A 12,667-nucleotide genomic window follows, 5' to 3' on the forward strand; every position below is an offset into this window, starting at 1 on the left:
AAATGACAAGTGGTCTCACCGAGCGTGATCGCGCGAAAGCCGACCGCCATGCGGCGCTGCTGCACGAGGCTTCGCGACTGTTCGCCGAGCGCGGCTTCAGCGGCGTGAGCCTCGAAGACCTCGGCGCCGCCGTCGGCGTGAGCGGTCCGGCCGTCTATCGCCACTTCGCGAACAAGCAGGCGCTCCTCGGGGCGATCCTGGTCGGCGTCAGCGAACGCCTCCTCGCCGGCGGCCAGGAGGTCGTCGGAACGGATGCCGCGGCCGCGACTCAGCTGAACGCCCTGGTGCGCTTCCACGTCGACTTCGCCCTGAGCGATGCCGACGTCATCCGCGTGCAGGACCGTGATCTCGCAAGCCTGAGCGACGCCGATCGCAGCACGGTGCGGCGGCTGCAACGGGCGTACGTCGAGCTGTGGATGGGCGTCCTCGCGCGGCTGCACCCGACCCGGGCGGTCAGCGACCTCCGCGTGCGCGCGCACGCGTGCTTCGGCCTCATCAACTCGACGCCGCACAGCGTGCGCGGCGGGCGCGATACGCCCGCAGACAGCACCGTGCGCGGCATCCTGGAGACGATGGCCCTCTCGGCGCTCGAGATCTGAGTTCCAGATCTCGAGCGCCGAGATCCCCAGCACCTGCCCTCAGCCCAGCAGCATCGCCCGTCCGGGTTCGCGCAGGACTCCCCCGAGATCGGTCAGGAATCGCGCGCCCTGCGCACCGTCGACCAGGCGATGATCGAACGACAGGCTCAGTGTCATGACGTCGCGCAGCGCGATCTCGCCGCGGTGCTCCCACGGCTGACGACGCACCGCGCCGAGGGCGAGGATGCCCGCCTCCCCCGGATTGATGATCGGGGTGCCCGCGTCGACGCCGAAGACGCCGACGTTGGAAATCGAGAACGTGCCGCCCATCATGTCCACCGGAGGCGTCTTGCCTGACCGGGCCAGCTCGGCGAGACGGCCGATGGCGCCAGCAAGTTCGACGAGGTTGAGCTGATCGGCATCGCGGATCACCGGAACGATGAGACCGCGGTCGGTCGCCGCCGCGATGCCGAGGTTGACGTACGTCGGTTCGACGATCTCGCCGGCTTCGGCATCCCACCGCGAATTGAGTCCGGGCGTGCGCTGGAGCGCGAGGCAGGTCGCCTTCGCGGCGATGGCCATGACGCCGATGCGCTGATCCTGCAGGCTGCGATCGGCCTTGAATGAGGCGACCAGTTCCATGGTCGCTGTCACGTCGACCGTGAGGAACGTCGTGACGTGCGGGGCGGTGAACGCGGAGCGCACCATCGCCTCGGCGGTGAACTTGCGCACGCCGCGGATCGGGATGCGGCGCTCTCGCGGCCGATCGGCGGCGAGCGCCGCCGGCGACGCGGGAATCGCCTCGTGTGGCTCTTCGCCACTGGCGACGCCCGCCGTGCCGACGCGCTCGGCGTAGGCCTCGACATCCGCCCGCGTGATCAGTCCGGTCTCGCTGGACGGCTCGATCAGCGCGAGGTCGACCCCGAGGTCTTTGGCGAGCTTGCGCACCGGCGGCGTGGACCGACGCCGCTCGGTCGGGGCATCCACGATCTCCGGCGCGTGCAGCACGTCGTGCGGAGCGGCCTCGAGCACCGCGGTGTCGGCGGAGCCGGCAGGGACGGATGCCGCGAACGTGCGGGCCCGTCGCTGCGGACGTCCGGCGGCACGAGGTGCGGCGCCATAGCCGACGAGGTTCGGGGTCGCCTTCTCGGCCGGGGCATCGGCGTGGTCTGCGGGCGCACTCGCCGCCGCGACGGCGACGTCCGGCGGCGGGGCGGACGCGGCATCCGCTCCGGCCACCTCGAAGGCGATGAGCACCGCTCCGACCTCGACGACGTCGCCCGCCTGGGCGTGCAGCGCCGACACCGTGCCCGCGAACGGCGAAGGCAGCTCGACGATCGCCTTGGCGGTCTCGACCTCGGCGATGGTCTGGTTCAAGGTGACGGTGTCGCCCTCGGCCACGAGCCACTGGACGAGCTCCGCCTCGGGGAGTCCTTCACCGAGGTCGGGCAGTCGGAATTCCTCGATCACAGGTCCACCCCCGCCAGGCTGTTCGGCCGGTCGAGGACGCGGTCGACCGCGTCGAGGATCCGGTCGAGGTCGGGCAGATGGTACTTCTCGAGCTTCGCCGGCGGGTAGGGGATGTCGTGTCCGGTCACTCGCACCGGGGCCGACTCCAGGTAGTTGAAGCACTTCTCGGTGACGCTCGCGATGAGCTCTGCCCCCACGCCCGCTTCCCGCGCGGCTTCGTGCGTGACGACGACGCGCCCGGTCTTGCGCACGGAGGCGGTGACGGTGCGGTAGTCCACCGGCGAGATCGAGCGCAGGTCGATGACCTCGATCGAGATCCCGTCGTCTTCGGCCGCGGTCGCGGCGTCGAGTGCCGTCGCGACCTGAGCGCCGTAGGTGAGCAGCGTCACGTCCGAACCCTCGCGGGCGATGCGCGCGAGGCCCATCGGGGGCGCATCGGCGAGATGGATGTCGAGTTCGACGTCGCCCTTGGTGTGGTACAGCCGCTTCGGCTCGAAGTAGACGACGGGGTCGTCCGAGGCGATCGCCTGGCGGAGCATCAGGTACGCGTCCTGAGGATTAGACACCGCCACCACGCGCAGCCCGGAGGTGTGCACGAAGTACGCCTCCGGCGACTCGGAGTGGTGCTCGGCCGCACCGACTCCGCCGGCCCAGGGAATCCGGATGGTGATCGGCATCTTGACGTTGCCGCGCGTGCGGTAGTGCATCTTCGCGACCTGGCAGACGATCTGGTCGAACGCAGGATAGACGAAGCCGTCGAACTGGATCTCGACCACCGGGCGGAAGCCGCGGAACGCGAGGCCGACTGCCGCGCCCATGATCCCGGACTCCGCGAGCGGGGTGTCGATGACGCGGGCGGCGCCGAACTCATCGAGGAGCCCATCGGTGACACGGAAGACGCCGCCGAGCTTGCCGATGTCCTCGCCCATGACGAGCACCTTGGGGTCGTCGGCCATCGCGCGTCGCAGGCCCTCGTTGACGGCTTTCGCCATGGTGAGCTGAACCATGATCAGGCCTCCACGGACTGGAAGCCGGCCAGGTACGCCGCGAACGCCGTGCGCTGCTCGTCGAGGCCGCTGTGCGGCTCGGCGTAGACATGGTCGAGCACGCCGATCGGCTCGCGGGAGCGCGCACCGAGGGCTGCTCCCCGCACCGCTGCGGCCAGGCGATCCGCCTCGGCATCGACATCCGCGCGGAAGTCGTCGGGGAACTCGCCCTGCGCGCGGAGGAGCGCTTCGACACGCAGGATCGGATCGCGCCGACGCCACCGCTCCACCTCGTCCTTGTCGCGGTAGCGGGTCGGGTCGTCGGAGGTCGTGTGCGGGCCCATCCGGTAGGTCACGGCCTCGATGAAGGCGGGACCACGGCCGTGCCGAGCGTGGTCGAGCGCCCAGCGCATCGCCGCGAGGCTCGCGAGGGCGTCGTTGCCGTCGATGCGCAGGCTCGGGATGCCGAAGCCCGGCGCTCGGCCGGCGATCGGGAACTTCGCCTGAACGGTCACGGGCTCGGAGATCGCCCACTGGTTGTTGGTGCACACGAACACCGCCGGTGCGCGGAACGAGGAGGCGAACACCATCGCCTCGTTCACATCGCCCTGGCTGGTGGCGCCATCGCCGAAGTACGCGACGGCCACCTGGTCGGTGCCATCGCGCTGGATGCCCATGGCATAGCCCACCGCGTGCAGCGACTGCGCGCCGATGATGATCTGGGGCGTCGCGGTGTTGATGTCGTAGGGGTTGTAGGTGGAGTGCTCCTCCCCCCGCCAGGCCAGCACGAAGTCGGCGGGCTTTGCGCCTCGGACGAAGTTGACGCCGATCTCGCGGTAGCTGGGGAAGACGAAGTCGTCCCGGCGGAGCGCGCGAGCGGTGCCGACCTGCACGCCCTCCTGACCCTGGCAGGGCGCCCAGAGTCCGAGCTGGCCCTGCCGCTGCAGGGCGACGCCCTCGGTGTCGATGCGGCGGACCAGCGTCATGTCGCGGTATAGGCTGCGGAGCACCTCGGCGTCGACGTCGGCCACGAATCGGTCGAGGTCGGGATCGGAGATGCGCTCGCCGTCCTCGGTGACCAGTCGGGCCACGTGCTCGAGGTCGCCTGCCACTTCGGTTCTCGGTGTGAGGGTGTACATCGTCGTTTCCCTTCGTCGCGGCGGTCAGCCCTCGTGAGGCGGCCCGCCGTTCCAGGCGCCGGCAACGTCGCCGACAGCTGAAGAATACGTCGCTGAAGCACCTCGCTCAACCATTGGTGATCCGCTTGAGCATGTTGACCAGCATCAGCGGGTAATGGCGTGCTAAAGTTTCGCACTATGAGCACTCTCGACCGATTCGACTTGGAACTGCTCGCGGCCCTCTCGGCAGACCCGCGTGCCACGGTCGTCGCGCTCGCAGAACGTCTCGGACTGTCCCGCAACACGGTGCAGGCGCGCATGGCGCGCCTCGAGCGGGCCGGTGTCTTCCTCTCCTACGAGCGGGCGATCTCCTCGTCGGCGCTGGGCTTTCCGATCGAGGCGTTCATCAGCGCCATCGTGCGCCAGGCAGATCTTCCGCGCATCACCGCCGAGCTCGCGAACGTTCCGGAGATCGTCCAGGTGCACGGACTGAGCGGGCAGGTCGATCTGCTCATTCGCGTCGCCTGCCGCGACACACAGCATCTCTTCGACACGGATGCCCGCATCCTCGCGATCGACGGGATCGAGCGTACCGAGACCTCACTCGTGATGGGCGAAGTGATCGGCTATCGCGTGACGCCGCTCATGGAATTGGCACAGCAGGAGGAGTAGGCCTCTCGGCCGTTCCCTCGGTGCCGGCATCGGCTCGCACGAGCACGACGCCGACCAGGATGAGCGCGCCGCCGACGAACTGGATCGGTGCGGGCACCTCGCCGAGCAGCAGCCAGGCGAACCCGAGGGCGAACAGCACTTCCGAGAGGCCGACGAACGACGCCACCCGCGACCCGATCCGAGGCACGGCCATGACGCCGAAGGCATAGCCGATCGTCGTCGCGACGCCGGCGACCCACAGCATCGGCACGATCGATGGCATGACCATTCCGCCCAGGACGACATCCACCGCCGGTGCCTCGAACGGCAGGACGCCGATCGCGCAGAGGACCGCCATGAGCACCGCGCCGGTGAGCAGGCCGCCGGACGCAAGCGCGAGTGGCGGCAGGTCATCGCCGGCGCGCTCGGAGATCAGGAAGTAGGCGCCGACGCAGACCGCGGCTCCGAGCGCGAGCAGGGTTCCGATGAGGTCGAAGTGCGCGCCCGCGATGTCGACGACGAGCACGAGGCCGATGACGGCGACCGCGGATCCGATCAGGACCAGTCGCGAGGGGGCGCGTCGTGTGCGCACCCAGGCGAGGCCCACGAGCAGAACGGGTGCGAGGTACTGGATGAGCAGGGCGATGGCCACGGGCATCCGCTGCATCGCGGAGAAGAAGAGCAGCTGGCACCCGGCGACCGCCGTCAGGCCGAACCCGAGGATGAGCATCCCGTGGCGGCGGAGGAACGAGCGTTCCCGCACGATCGCGACGATCAGCGCGGGCGACAGCAGCAGGCCGGAGATGCCCATGCGGATCAGCAGCGCGGCGCCGAGCGACCAACCTTCGTCCAGGAGCGGCTTGACGACCGGACCGCTCGAGGAGAACGCCAGGGCGGACGCCACCGCCAGGGCGAGTCCCGCCGTTCGGATCCGCGAGGCCGACGCGACCTGGGGCAGCGTGAGCGAAGCGGTCGATGTGCTCATGGCGGGAATCCGGACTGTCAGGAGTGTTCTATCAGTACACTGGTGACACTATCGATCGGGCAGTCAGGAGTCAACATGGTCTTCATTCATGACACGCAGCGATCGCTCGCGGCCACGGTCGACCTGGTGAACACCCTCCCCGGCTTCGACGATCCCGACCGGCTGCAGACGCTCGACGATCTCAATGCGTACCTCGCCGCCAACCCCTACACCGGGCGCATCCGACGCGACAGGGCCGAGCTGGCCGCGATGCGCGGCATCCGTCTTCGTCTGCGGGCGCTCTGGGATGTCGACCGCGACAGCGCGGTCCCGCTCGTGAACGCGATGCTCCGCGACGGCGGCGCACTCCCCCAGCTCACGATCCACGACGGGTACGACTGGCACGTCCACGCGACTTCGGATGACGCGCCGCTCGCCACTCGGATCCTCGTGGAGGCCGCGATGGCCTTCGTCGATGTGATCCGCGCGAACGAGTACGACCGGGTGCGCGTCTGCTCCGCAGACGACTGCGCCTCGGTCTATGTCGACTACTCGCGCAACGGCTCCAAGCGATACTGCGACACCGGCAACTGCGGCAACCGGATGAACGTCAACGCGTACCGGGCGCGGAAGGCGCGAGAAACCGTCTGATCGCATCGGCTGCCGGCGCGGGCGTCTCGTAGTGGATGAGGTGCCCGACCTCGGGGATCTCGACCAGCTCGGCGTCAGGGAAGATGCCCGCCAGGACGCGTTCGGCTTCGATGGGCGTGATGTCGTCCTTCTGCGCAGCCACGAGCAGCGTGGGCTGCGCGATCTGCGCCGCGAACTCGCTGACATCATGTGAGACGGATGCCACGAAGGCGTCGTGCAGCACATCCCGGTCGGCGAAGCGCGAGAAATAGGTGTCGTGCTGGTCATGGATGAACCGGCGCAGCTCGGTCTCTCGGGTCTTCGCCATCGACACGCTCATGACGCGCACGATGAGGCCACTGCGCAGCAGGGCGTCGCCCATACGCTCGGGAAGCTTCGCGCCGGCCCAGTAGTAGAAGACCGCCAGCCGGGTGAGGATGCCGCGGGGACCTTCGAGCGCCGGAGCGCCGATCGGGTTCACGAGGATGACCTGCGGCGTCGCCAGGCCGCGCGCGACCGCCGCCGATACGACGATCGATCCGAACGAGTGGCCGAGGATGATCGCTCCCGGCGCCACCGCCGCGACGAAGGCCTCGAGCCAGTCGGCATAGGCGTCGAGGTCGTGGCGTCTGCCGGGCAGCGGCGGTGTCTCGCCGAAACCGGGCAGGTCGGGCGAGATGATGCGCAGCTCGGGCAGATGGGCGACCACCGGTTCGAGTCCGTGGTGCTCGCCGCGGAAGCCGTGGACTGCGACCACGACGGTGGCGGCATCCGCCGGACCGTAATCCCAGTACGCGGTCGTGCCGCCGAGCACCGCGGCTTCGCGGCGCACGACCGGGACGCGCTCGACGAGCGCGGCGTAGGGACTCACAGTGGGCATCACCCGAGTCTACGGAGCGCCTCGACCCCGATGTCGGAGGTCGCACATACCGTGATCGGCATGGACCACTGGCAACCCGAGCAGCTCGAGTTGTTCGATCGGCCCGAGTGGACCAGGGTGGTCGGCGTGTTCGATCTCGAGACGACTGGCATCGATGTGACCTCCGACCGCATCGTCACCGCCCATGTCGGAGTGCTGGATGCCTCGGGCCGGGTGATCAGCGCGCGCGACTGGCTTGCCGATCCGGGCGTCGAGATTCCCGAAGGCGCGGCGGCGATCCATGGCGTGACGACCGCCCACGCCCGCGCGCACGGGGCTCCAGCGGCGCAGGTCGTCGCCGCCGTGGTGCTGGCCCTTCGGGCCCTCCTCGACGAGGGGATCCCGGTCGTCGCGTACAACGCCCCGTATGACTTCTCGCTGCTCAAGCACGAGGCGATCCGGCATGGCGTCGACCCGATCCTCTCCCCCGCGCCGGTCATCGATCCGCTCGTCGTCGACAAGGCGTTCGACCGCTGGCGCCGAGGCAAGCGCACGCTCACCCATGTCGCCGAGCACTACGCGGTCCGCCTCGACGGTGCGCACGAGGCATCCGCCGATGCCGTTGCTGCCGGCCGCGTGGCCCAAGCCCTCGCCGACCGGTTCGCCGGATCGCTGCCGGTCACGGCTCAGGAGCTGCACACCCGGCAGATCGCGTGGGCGCGTGCCCAGGCTGCGAGCCTGACTGACTACTTCATCCAGATCGGCCGCCTCGAGCCCGACGACCACCTCGACGGCAGCTGGCCCATTCGCTGACCGCGGTCCGGCCCGAAGCCCGGCTCGCGCTGCCGAAACCGCCTCACGCGCCCGAACGAATCGGCCGCGAATGGCGGTTTGGACAGCGCGAGTATCCCGGCGCCGCCGACGCGAACGCGTCAGGCGTCGAGGCGGACGAGCCAGCCGTGCTTGTCTTCGCGGCGGCCGTACTGGATGTCAGTGAGCTCCTCGCGCAGCGACAGCGCGAGTTCGCCGACTGGCTGCTCGTCGAGGAAGTCCTTGCCCTTGAGCACGCCGATCGGGGTCACCACGGCGGCGGTGCCGCACGCGAAGACTTCGACGATGTCGCCGGATGCGACATCCGTCCGCCACTCGTCGAGCGAGATCGCCCGGCGCTCGACCTTGTGACCGCGGTCCTCGGCGAGCTGCAGGATCGAGTCGCGCGTGATGCCCTCGAGGATCGACGGGGAGTGCGGGGTCACGATCGTCCCGTCCTTGTAGACGAACAGCACGTTCATGCCGCCGAGCTCTTCGACGTTGCGGTCCTGGTCGAGGAAGACGACCTGGTCGCACCCGTTCTCGTACGCCTCTGACTGCGGCAGCAGGCTCGCGGCGTAGTTGCCGCCGGTCTTCGCCGCGCCGGTGCCGCCCTTGCCGGCCCGCGCGTAGTCCTCGGAGAGCCAGATCGTGACCGGGTTCACGCCGCCGTGGAAGTAGGCGCCGGCGGGGCTGGCGATCAGGTAGTAGGCGACCTTCTGCGCGGGGCGCACCCCGAGGAACGCCTCCTTCGCGAACATGAAAGGCCGCAGGTACAGGCTCTGGTCGACGCCGGACGGCACCCAGTCGCCGTCGACGGCGATGAGCTCGCGCAGCGACTGCAGGAAGTACGGCACCGGAAGCTCCGGCAGAGCGAGACGACGGGCGCTGCGCTGCAGGCGACGCGCGTTCTGCTCGGGACGGAACGTGTGGATCGAGCCATCGGCGTGCCGATAGGCCTTGATGCCCTCGAAGATCTCCTGGCCGTAGTGCAGCACCGCGGCGGCCGGATCGAGCGTGATCGGGCCGTAGGGCTGCACTCGCGGACGATGCCAGCCTCCTCCGGCCGACCAGCAGACATCGACCATGTGGTCGGTGAACTTCTGCCCGAAGCCGGGGTTCTGGAGGATCTCCTCGCGCTGCGCGGGGTTCTTCGCTGCGAGGTTCCTGGTGACGGCGAACTCGAGCGGAGCGAGAGCGGTGTCGGTGTCGATGAGGGTCATAGTCACGCCTGTGTTCTGTGACCGCACTCGCGTGCGGGGTGGAGGGTGCCGGCGACGGCGATCGCGTTCTCCCAGGTTACGCCCGGCCGGTGCCGGGTTCACCCGAGACGGGATGCGATCGCATCGCCGATCTGAGCTGTGGTGCGGACAACGGTGCCGCGAGCGGCGATGTCGTCCTCGACCGCGCGGGTGACACGGTGCGCTTCGTCTTCCAGCCCGAGGTGATCGAGCAGGAGGCTGATGGACAGGATCGCGGCCGTGGGGTCGGCCACCTGCCTGCCCGCGATGTCCGGCGCCGAGCCGTGGACGGGCTCGAACATCGAGGGGAACGCGCCGTCCGGGTTGATGTTGCCCGAAGCGGCGAGGCCGATGCCACCGGTGACGGCGCCTGCCAGGTCCGTGAGGATGTCGCCGAAGAGGTTGTCGGTGACGATCACGTCGAAGCGACCGGGGTTCGTGACCAGGAAGATGGTCGCTGCATCGACGTGCAGGTAGTCTACGGCGACCTCCGGGTGCTCCAGCGCCACGGCGTCGACGATTCGCTGCCAGATGCCACCGGCGTGCACGAGCACGTTCGTCTTGTGCACGAGGGTGAGCTTCTGCCGGCGACGCTCGGCGAGCTCGAAGGCATAGCGCACGACGCGCTCCACGCCGAAGGCGGTGTTGACCGACGTCTCGTTGGCGATCTCGTGCGGAGTGCCCTTGCGGATGGATCCGCCGTTGCCGACATACGGCCCCTCCGTGCCCTCGCGGACGACGATGAAGTCGATCTCGCCCGGCTCGGCGAGCGGGCCGGGCACGCCCGGGTACAGCTTGGAGGGCCGCAGATTCACGTAGTGGTCGAGCTCGAACCGCAGCTTCAGCAGCAGTCCGCGCTCGATGTTCGCGTTCTTCAGGCGCGGGTCGCCAGGTACCCCGCCGACAGCGCCGAGGAGGATGGCGTCGTGCCCCTTGATCGCGTCGAGATCGGCATCCGTCAGCGTGTCGCCGGTCTCGAGGAAACGTGCCGCTCCCAGCGAGAAATGGGTCTTTTCGAAGCGGATGCCGCTGCCCGCCGTCGCGGCATCCAGCACCTTCTCCGCCTCGGCGATGACTTCAGGACCGATGCCGTCACCGGGGATGACGGCAAGCTTCACGGTCCTGGTCTCATGCGCACTCGACATGCCTCTCAGCGTACCGGCGCTCGGGAGCGCGACTCGTCGCGGCGTCAGTGGTCGCGGGCGCCGCGCAGCGTGACGGCGGCGATCACCGCGGCCACGGCGACGAGCGCCGCGCCGATGAGCGCCGTGACCGTGACGCCTCCGTCGAACGCGCGCGCCGCGGCATCCCGGATTGCCGTGCCGAGCTCTCCCCCGACCGTGTCGGCGGCGTGCACGGCCCCTGCCAGCGTCTCCCGCGCGGCATCGGCCGCCTCGGCCGGGATCCCGGCCGGGAGCTGCAGATTCAGGCGATAGAGCGCCGTCAGGAGACCCCCGAGGACGGAGGTGCCGAGCACCGCGCCGAGCTCGTACGCGGTCTCCGACACCGCGCTGGCCGCGCCCGCCTTGTCCGGCGGCGCGCTGGAGAGGATCAGCTCGTTCGACACGGTCTCGGCCATGCCGATCCCGATGCCGAGGGCCATGAACGCGGCGATCATCGCCACGAGGCTGTCGTTGCCCGCCACCAGCGCAACGGTGACGTACCCACCGATCGAGAGTGCCAGTGCAGCCGGCACCACGATCCGCGGCGAGAAGCGCTTCGAGATCGGCACGACGATGAGCCCGGCCACGATCATCGCGACCAGGCCGGGCAGCAGCGCCAGCCCGGCCGCCATCGGGCTGAGGCCGACGATCAGCTGGAGGTGCTGGGCGATGAAGTAGAGGAATCCGACGAGTGCGACCACGCTGAGCAGGTTGACCAGCAGGGCGCCGGAGAAGGTGGCTCGGCGGAACAGGCGCATGTCGAGCATGGGCTGCTCGGTGCGCAACTGGCGTCGGACGAAGAGGATGCCGAAACCGATCCCGATCGCGATCCCCGCGGCGATCGGCGCGGTGACACCGTGGACGGCGACTTCCTTGATGCCGTACACGATCGGCACCATGGTGCCCAGCGACAGCAGGATGCTGATCGGATCGATGCGTCCAGGGTTCGGGTCGCGGCTCTCCGGCACGAGCAGCGGTGCGAGCACCAGCAGCGGCACGAGCACCGGCACCGAGAGGAGGAACACCGAACCCCACGCGAAGTGCTCGAGGAGCACTCCACCGACGATCGGGCCGAGCGCGGAGCCCGCCGAGAACCCGGCCGCCCAGACCGCGATCGCGAGGCGGCGCTGATTGCGGTCGGTGAAGATGCCGCGCAGCAGCGAGAGCGTCGACGGCATCAGCATCGCGCCGAAGACGCCCATGCCGGCGCGTGCGGCGATGAGCAGGGCCGCGGTCGGCGCGAAGGCCGCGAGCACGGACACCGCGGCGAAGCCGGTCGCGCCGATCAGCAGCATCCGTCGTCGTCCGAACCGGTCGCCGAGCGAGCCCATGGTCACGAGCAGGCTCGCGAGGACGAGCGGGTAGGCGTCGATGATCCAGAGCTGCTGGATGCTCGTCGGGGCGAGGTCGAGCGAGATCGCCGGCAGGGCGAAGCTCAACACCGTGTTGTCGACGGACACGAGCAGCACGGGCAGCATGAGCACCGCCAGCGCGGCCCAGCCGCGCCATCCGACGCGGCGCCCCTGTGCGTCAGCGAGCGCGAGATCTTGAGTGAGTGTTGTCGTCATGAGTTAGTAAACCGTCCAGCCGGTATAGTATCACGTTCATGCCACCCCGCTCGATACGATCAAGCCCATGAGCCGTCCCCCGCGTGCCCGCGAGAGCGTCCTCGATGCCTTCGAGGGACTCCTCATCGACGACGGCGGACGCGCAGCGACGATGGATGCCACGGCTCGCGCCGCCGGCGTCTCCAAGGGCGGCCTGCTCTACCACTTCGCGTCGAAGGACGCCCTCGAAGCGGGGCTCGTGGAGCGCCTCGGGCGGCTCGTCGACGAGGACATCGCGGCGATGACCGCGGCGCCGGAAGGGCCGATCGCGTTCTTCCTGAGAACCTCCGTCATGGACGACGACCCGCTCGACCGCGCGATCATCTCCGTGTCACGCCTGGCCCAGGGCGGCTCCGCGAGCGCGAGCACCGCACTGCGCGACATGCGCGAGCGCTGGCAGAGCGCGCTGCGGCCGCATGCGCGCGGTGCCGCGGCGCTCGATCTCGTGATGCTCGTGAGCGACGGCCTCTACTTCAACAACGCGCTCGAGGGCGACGGCGTACCAGGTTCGGTGCCGGTAGGCACCGAACTTGATGCGCTCATCGCGCTCGTGCTCGAGGTCGCGGCGCGCTGACCGCGCGGGGGCGCCG

At 69.4% G+C, this 12,667-nt stretch carries 13 protein-coding genes; 5 read left to right on the forward strand and 8 right to left on the reverse strand.

Annotation, left to right across the window (positions count from 1 at the left end):
* The first annotated feature begins 2 nt into the window (after positions 1–2).
* The gene (locus ACXJ3V_RS02955) at positions 3–599 is read left to right on the forward strand and encodes an SACE_7040 family transcriptional regulator (RefSeq protein ID WP_457098754.1); all 597 of its coding nucleotides are present in this window, start codon (positions 3–5) and stop codon (positions 597–599) included.
* Between the two features lie 39 nt (positions 600–638).
* Here the strand turns inward: ACXJ3V_RS02955 and ACXJ3V_RS02960 are convergent, their stop codons facing one another.
* Genes ACXJ3V_RS02960 through pdhA form a run of 3 tightly spaced genes read right to left on the reverse strand, consistent with a single transcriptional unit; the run spans position 639 to position 4,173 of the window.
* The gene (locus tag ACXJ3V_RS02960; RefSeq protein WP_457098755.1) at positions 639–2,048 is read right to left on the reverse strand and encodes a dihydrolipoamide acetyltransferase family protein; all 1,410 of its coding nucleotides are present in this window, start codon (positions 2,046–2,048) and stop codon (positions 639–641) included.
* On the reverse strand, positions 2,045–3,055 hold the full coding sequence (locus tag ACXJ3V_RS02965) for an alpha-ketoacid dehydrogenase subunit beta (RefSeq protein ID WP_457098756.1): 1,011 nt from the start codon (positions 3,053–3,055) through the stop codon (positions 2,045–2,047). The genes ACXJ3V_RS02960 and ACXJ3V_RS02965 overlap by 4 nt, the downstream gene beginning before the upstream one ends.
* 2 nt (positions 3,056–3,057) lie before the next feature.
* Positions 3,058–4,173 (reverse strand): pyruvate dehydrogenase (acetyl-transferring) E1 component subunit alpha, encoded by a 1,116-nt coding sequence (pdhA, locus tag ACXJ3V_RS02970; RefSeq protein WP_457098757.1) that lies wholly within the window; start codon positions 4,171–4,173, stop codon positions 3,058–3,060.
* A gap of 177 nt (positions 4,174–4,350) precedes the next feature.
* Between pdhA and ACXJ3V_RS02975 the strand changes: the two genes are divergently transcribed.
* Positions 4,351–4,824 (forward strand): Lrp/AsnC family transcriptional regulator, encoded by a 474-nt coding sequence (locus tag ACXJ3V_RS02975; RefSeq protein ID WP_457098758.1) that lies wholly within the window; start codon positions 4,351–4,353, stop codon positions 4,822–4,824.
* On the opposite strand, the gene ACXJ3V_RS02980 is transcribed toward ACXJ3V_RS02975, so the two are convergent.
* On the reverse strand, positions 4,796–5,788 hold the full coding sequence (locus tag ACXJ3V_RS02980) for a DMT family transporter (RefSeq protein ID WP_457098759.1): 993 nt from the start codon (positions 5,786–5,788) through the stop codon (positions 4,796–4,798). The two genes, ACXJ3V_RS02975 and ACXJ3V_RS02980, sit on opposite strands and share 29 nt — an antisense overlap.
* A gap of 75 nt (positions 5,789–5,863) precedes the next feature.
* Here ACXJ3V_RS02980 and ACXJ3V_RS02985 point away from each other — a divergent pair, with 75 nt between their 5' ends.
* Positions 5,864–6,418 (forward strand): CGNR zinc finger domain-containing protein, encoded by a 555-nt coding sequence (locus tag ACXJ3V_RS02985; protein ID WP_457098760.1) that lies wholly within the window; start codon positions 5,864–5,866, stop codon positions 6,416–6,418.
* Here ACXJ3V_RS02985 and ACXJ3V_RS02990 read toward each other — a convergent pair.
* Complete coding sequence (locus ACXJ3V_RS02990) at positions 6,378–7,277, reverse strand: alpha/beta fold hydrolase (RefSeq protein WP_457098761.1); 900 nt, start codon at positions 7,275–7,277, stop codon at positions 6,378–6,380. The two genes, ACXJ3V_RS02985 and ACXJ3V_RS02990, sit on opposite strands and share 41 nt — an antisense overlap.
* Before the next feature lie 60 nt (positions 7,278–7,337).
* Between ACXJ3V_RS02990 and ACXJ3V_RS02995 the strand changes: the two genes are divergently transcribed.
* Complete coding sequence (locus ACXJ3V_RS02995) at positions 7,338–8,069, forward strand: exonuclease domain-containing protein (protein ID WP_457098762.1); 732 nt, start codon at positions 7,338–7,340, stop codon at positions 8,067–8,069.
* A 119-nt stretch (positions 8,070–8,188) separates the two neighbouring features.
* Here the strand turns inward: ACXJ3V_RS02995 and ACXJ3V_RS03000 are convergent, their stop codons facing one another.
* The 3 genes from ACXJ3V_RS03000 to ACXJ3V_RS03010 form a co-directional block, all read right to left on the reverse strand.
* Positions 8,189–9,289: a branched-chain amino acid aminotransferase gene (locus ACXJ3V_RS03000; protein WP_457098763.1), complete on the reverse strand. Its 1,101-nt coding sequence runs from the start codon at positions 9,287–9,289 to the stop codon at positions 8,189–8,191.
* Positions 9,290–9,387: 98 nt separating this feature from the next.
* Positions 9,388–10,452, reverse strand: coding sequence for a 3-isopropylmalate dehydrogenase (locus tag ACXJ3V_RS03005; RefSeq protein WP_457098764.1), 1,065 nt, complete (start codon positions 10,450–10,452; stop codon positions 9,388–9,390).
* A 44-nt stretch (positions 10,453–10,496) separates the two neighbouring features.
* Positions 10,497–12,038, reverse strand: coding sequence for an MFS transporter (locus ACXJ3V_RS03010; protein ID WP_457098765.1), 1,542 nt, complete (start codon positions 12,036–12,038; stop codon positions 10,497–10,499).
* Between the two features lie 67 nt (positions 12,039–12,105).
* Between ACXJ3V_RS03010 and ACXJ3V_RS03015 the strand changes: the two genes are divergently transcribed.
* Positions 12,106–12,651 (forward strand): TetR/AcrR family transcriptional regulator, encoded by a 546-nt coding sequence (locus tag ACXJ3V_RS03015; RefSeq protein ID WP_457098766.1) that lies wholly within the window; start codon positions 12,106–12,108, stop codon positions 12,649–12,651.
* Positions 12,652–12,667: the final 16 nt, after the last annotated feature.

Source organism: Microbacterium sp. P5_E9, assembly GCF_054049175.1.

Coding starts and splice junctions, on each gene's coding strand:
- ACXJ3V_RS02955 (WP_457098754.1), top strand. CDS start 3: ATGACAAGTGGTCTCACCGAGCGTGATCGCGCGAAAGCCGACCGCCAT.
- ACXJ3V_RS02965 (WP_457098756.1), bottom strand. CDS start 3,055: ATGGTTCAGCTCACCATGGCGAAAGCCGTCAACGAGGGCCTGCGACGC.
- pdhA (WP_457098757.1), bottom strand. CDS start 4,173: ATGTACACCCTCACACCGAGAACCGAAGTGGCAGGCGACCTCGAGCAC.
- ACXJ3V_RS02975 (WP_457098758.1), top strand. CDS start 4,351: ATGAGCACTCTCGACCGATTCGACTTGGAACTGCTCGCGGCCCTCTCG.
- ACXJ3V_RS02980 (WP_457098759.1), bottom strand. CDS start 5,788: ATGAGCACATCGACCGCTTCGCTCACGCTGCCCCAGGTCGCGTCGGCC.
- ACXJ3V_RS02985 (WP_457098760.1), top strand. CDS start 5,864: ATGGTCTTCATTCATGACACGCAGCGATCGCTCGCGGCCACGGTCGAC.
- ACXJ3V_RS02990 (WP_457098761.1), bottom strand. CDS start 7,277: ATGCCCACTGTGAGTCCCTACGCCGCGCTCGTCGAGCGCGTCCCGGTC.
- ACXJ3V_RS02995 (WP_457098762.1), top strand. CDS start 7,338: ATGGACCACTGGCAACCCGAGCAGCTCGAGTTGTTCGATCGGCCCGAG.
- ACXJ3V_RS03000 (WP_457098763.1), bottom strand. CDS start 9,289: ATGACCCTCATCGACACCGACACCGCTCTCGCTCCGCTCGAGTTCGCC.
- ACXJ3V_RS03005 (WP_457098764.1), bottom strand. CDS start 10,452: ATGTCGAGTGCGCATGAGACCAGGACCGTGAAGCTTGCCGTCATCCCC.
- ACXJ3V_RS03010 (WP_457098765.1), bottom strand. CDS start 12,038: ATGACGACAACACTCACTCAAGATCTCGCGCTCGCTGACGCACAGGGG.
- ACXJ3V_RS03015 (WP_457098766.1), top strand. CDS start 12,106: ATGAGCCGTCCCCCGCGTGCCCGCGAGAGCGTCCTCGATGCCTTCGAG.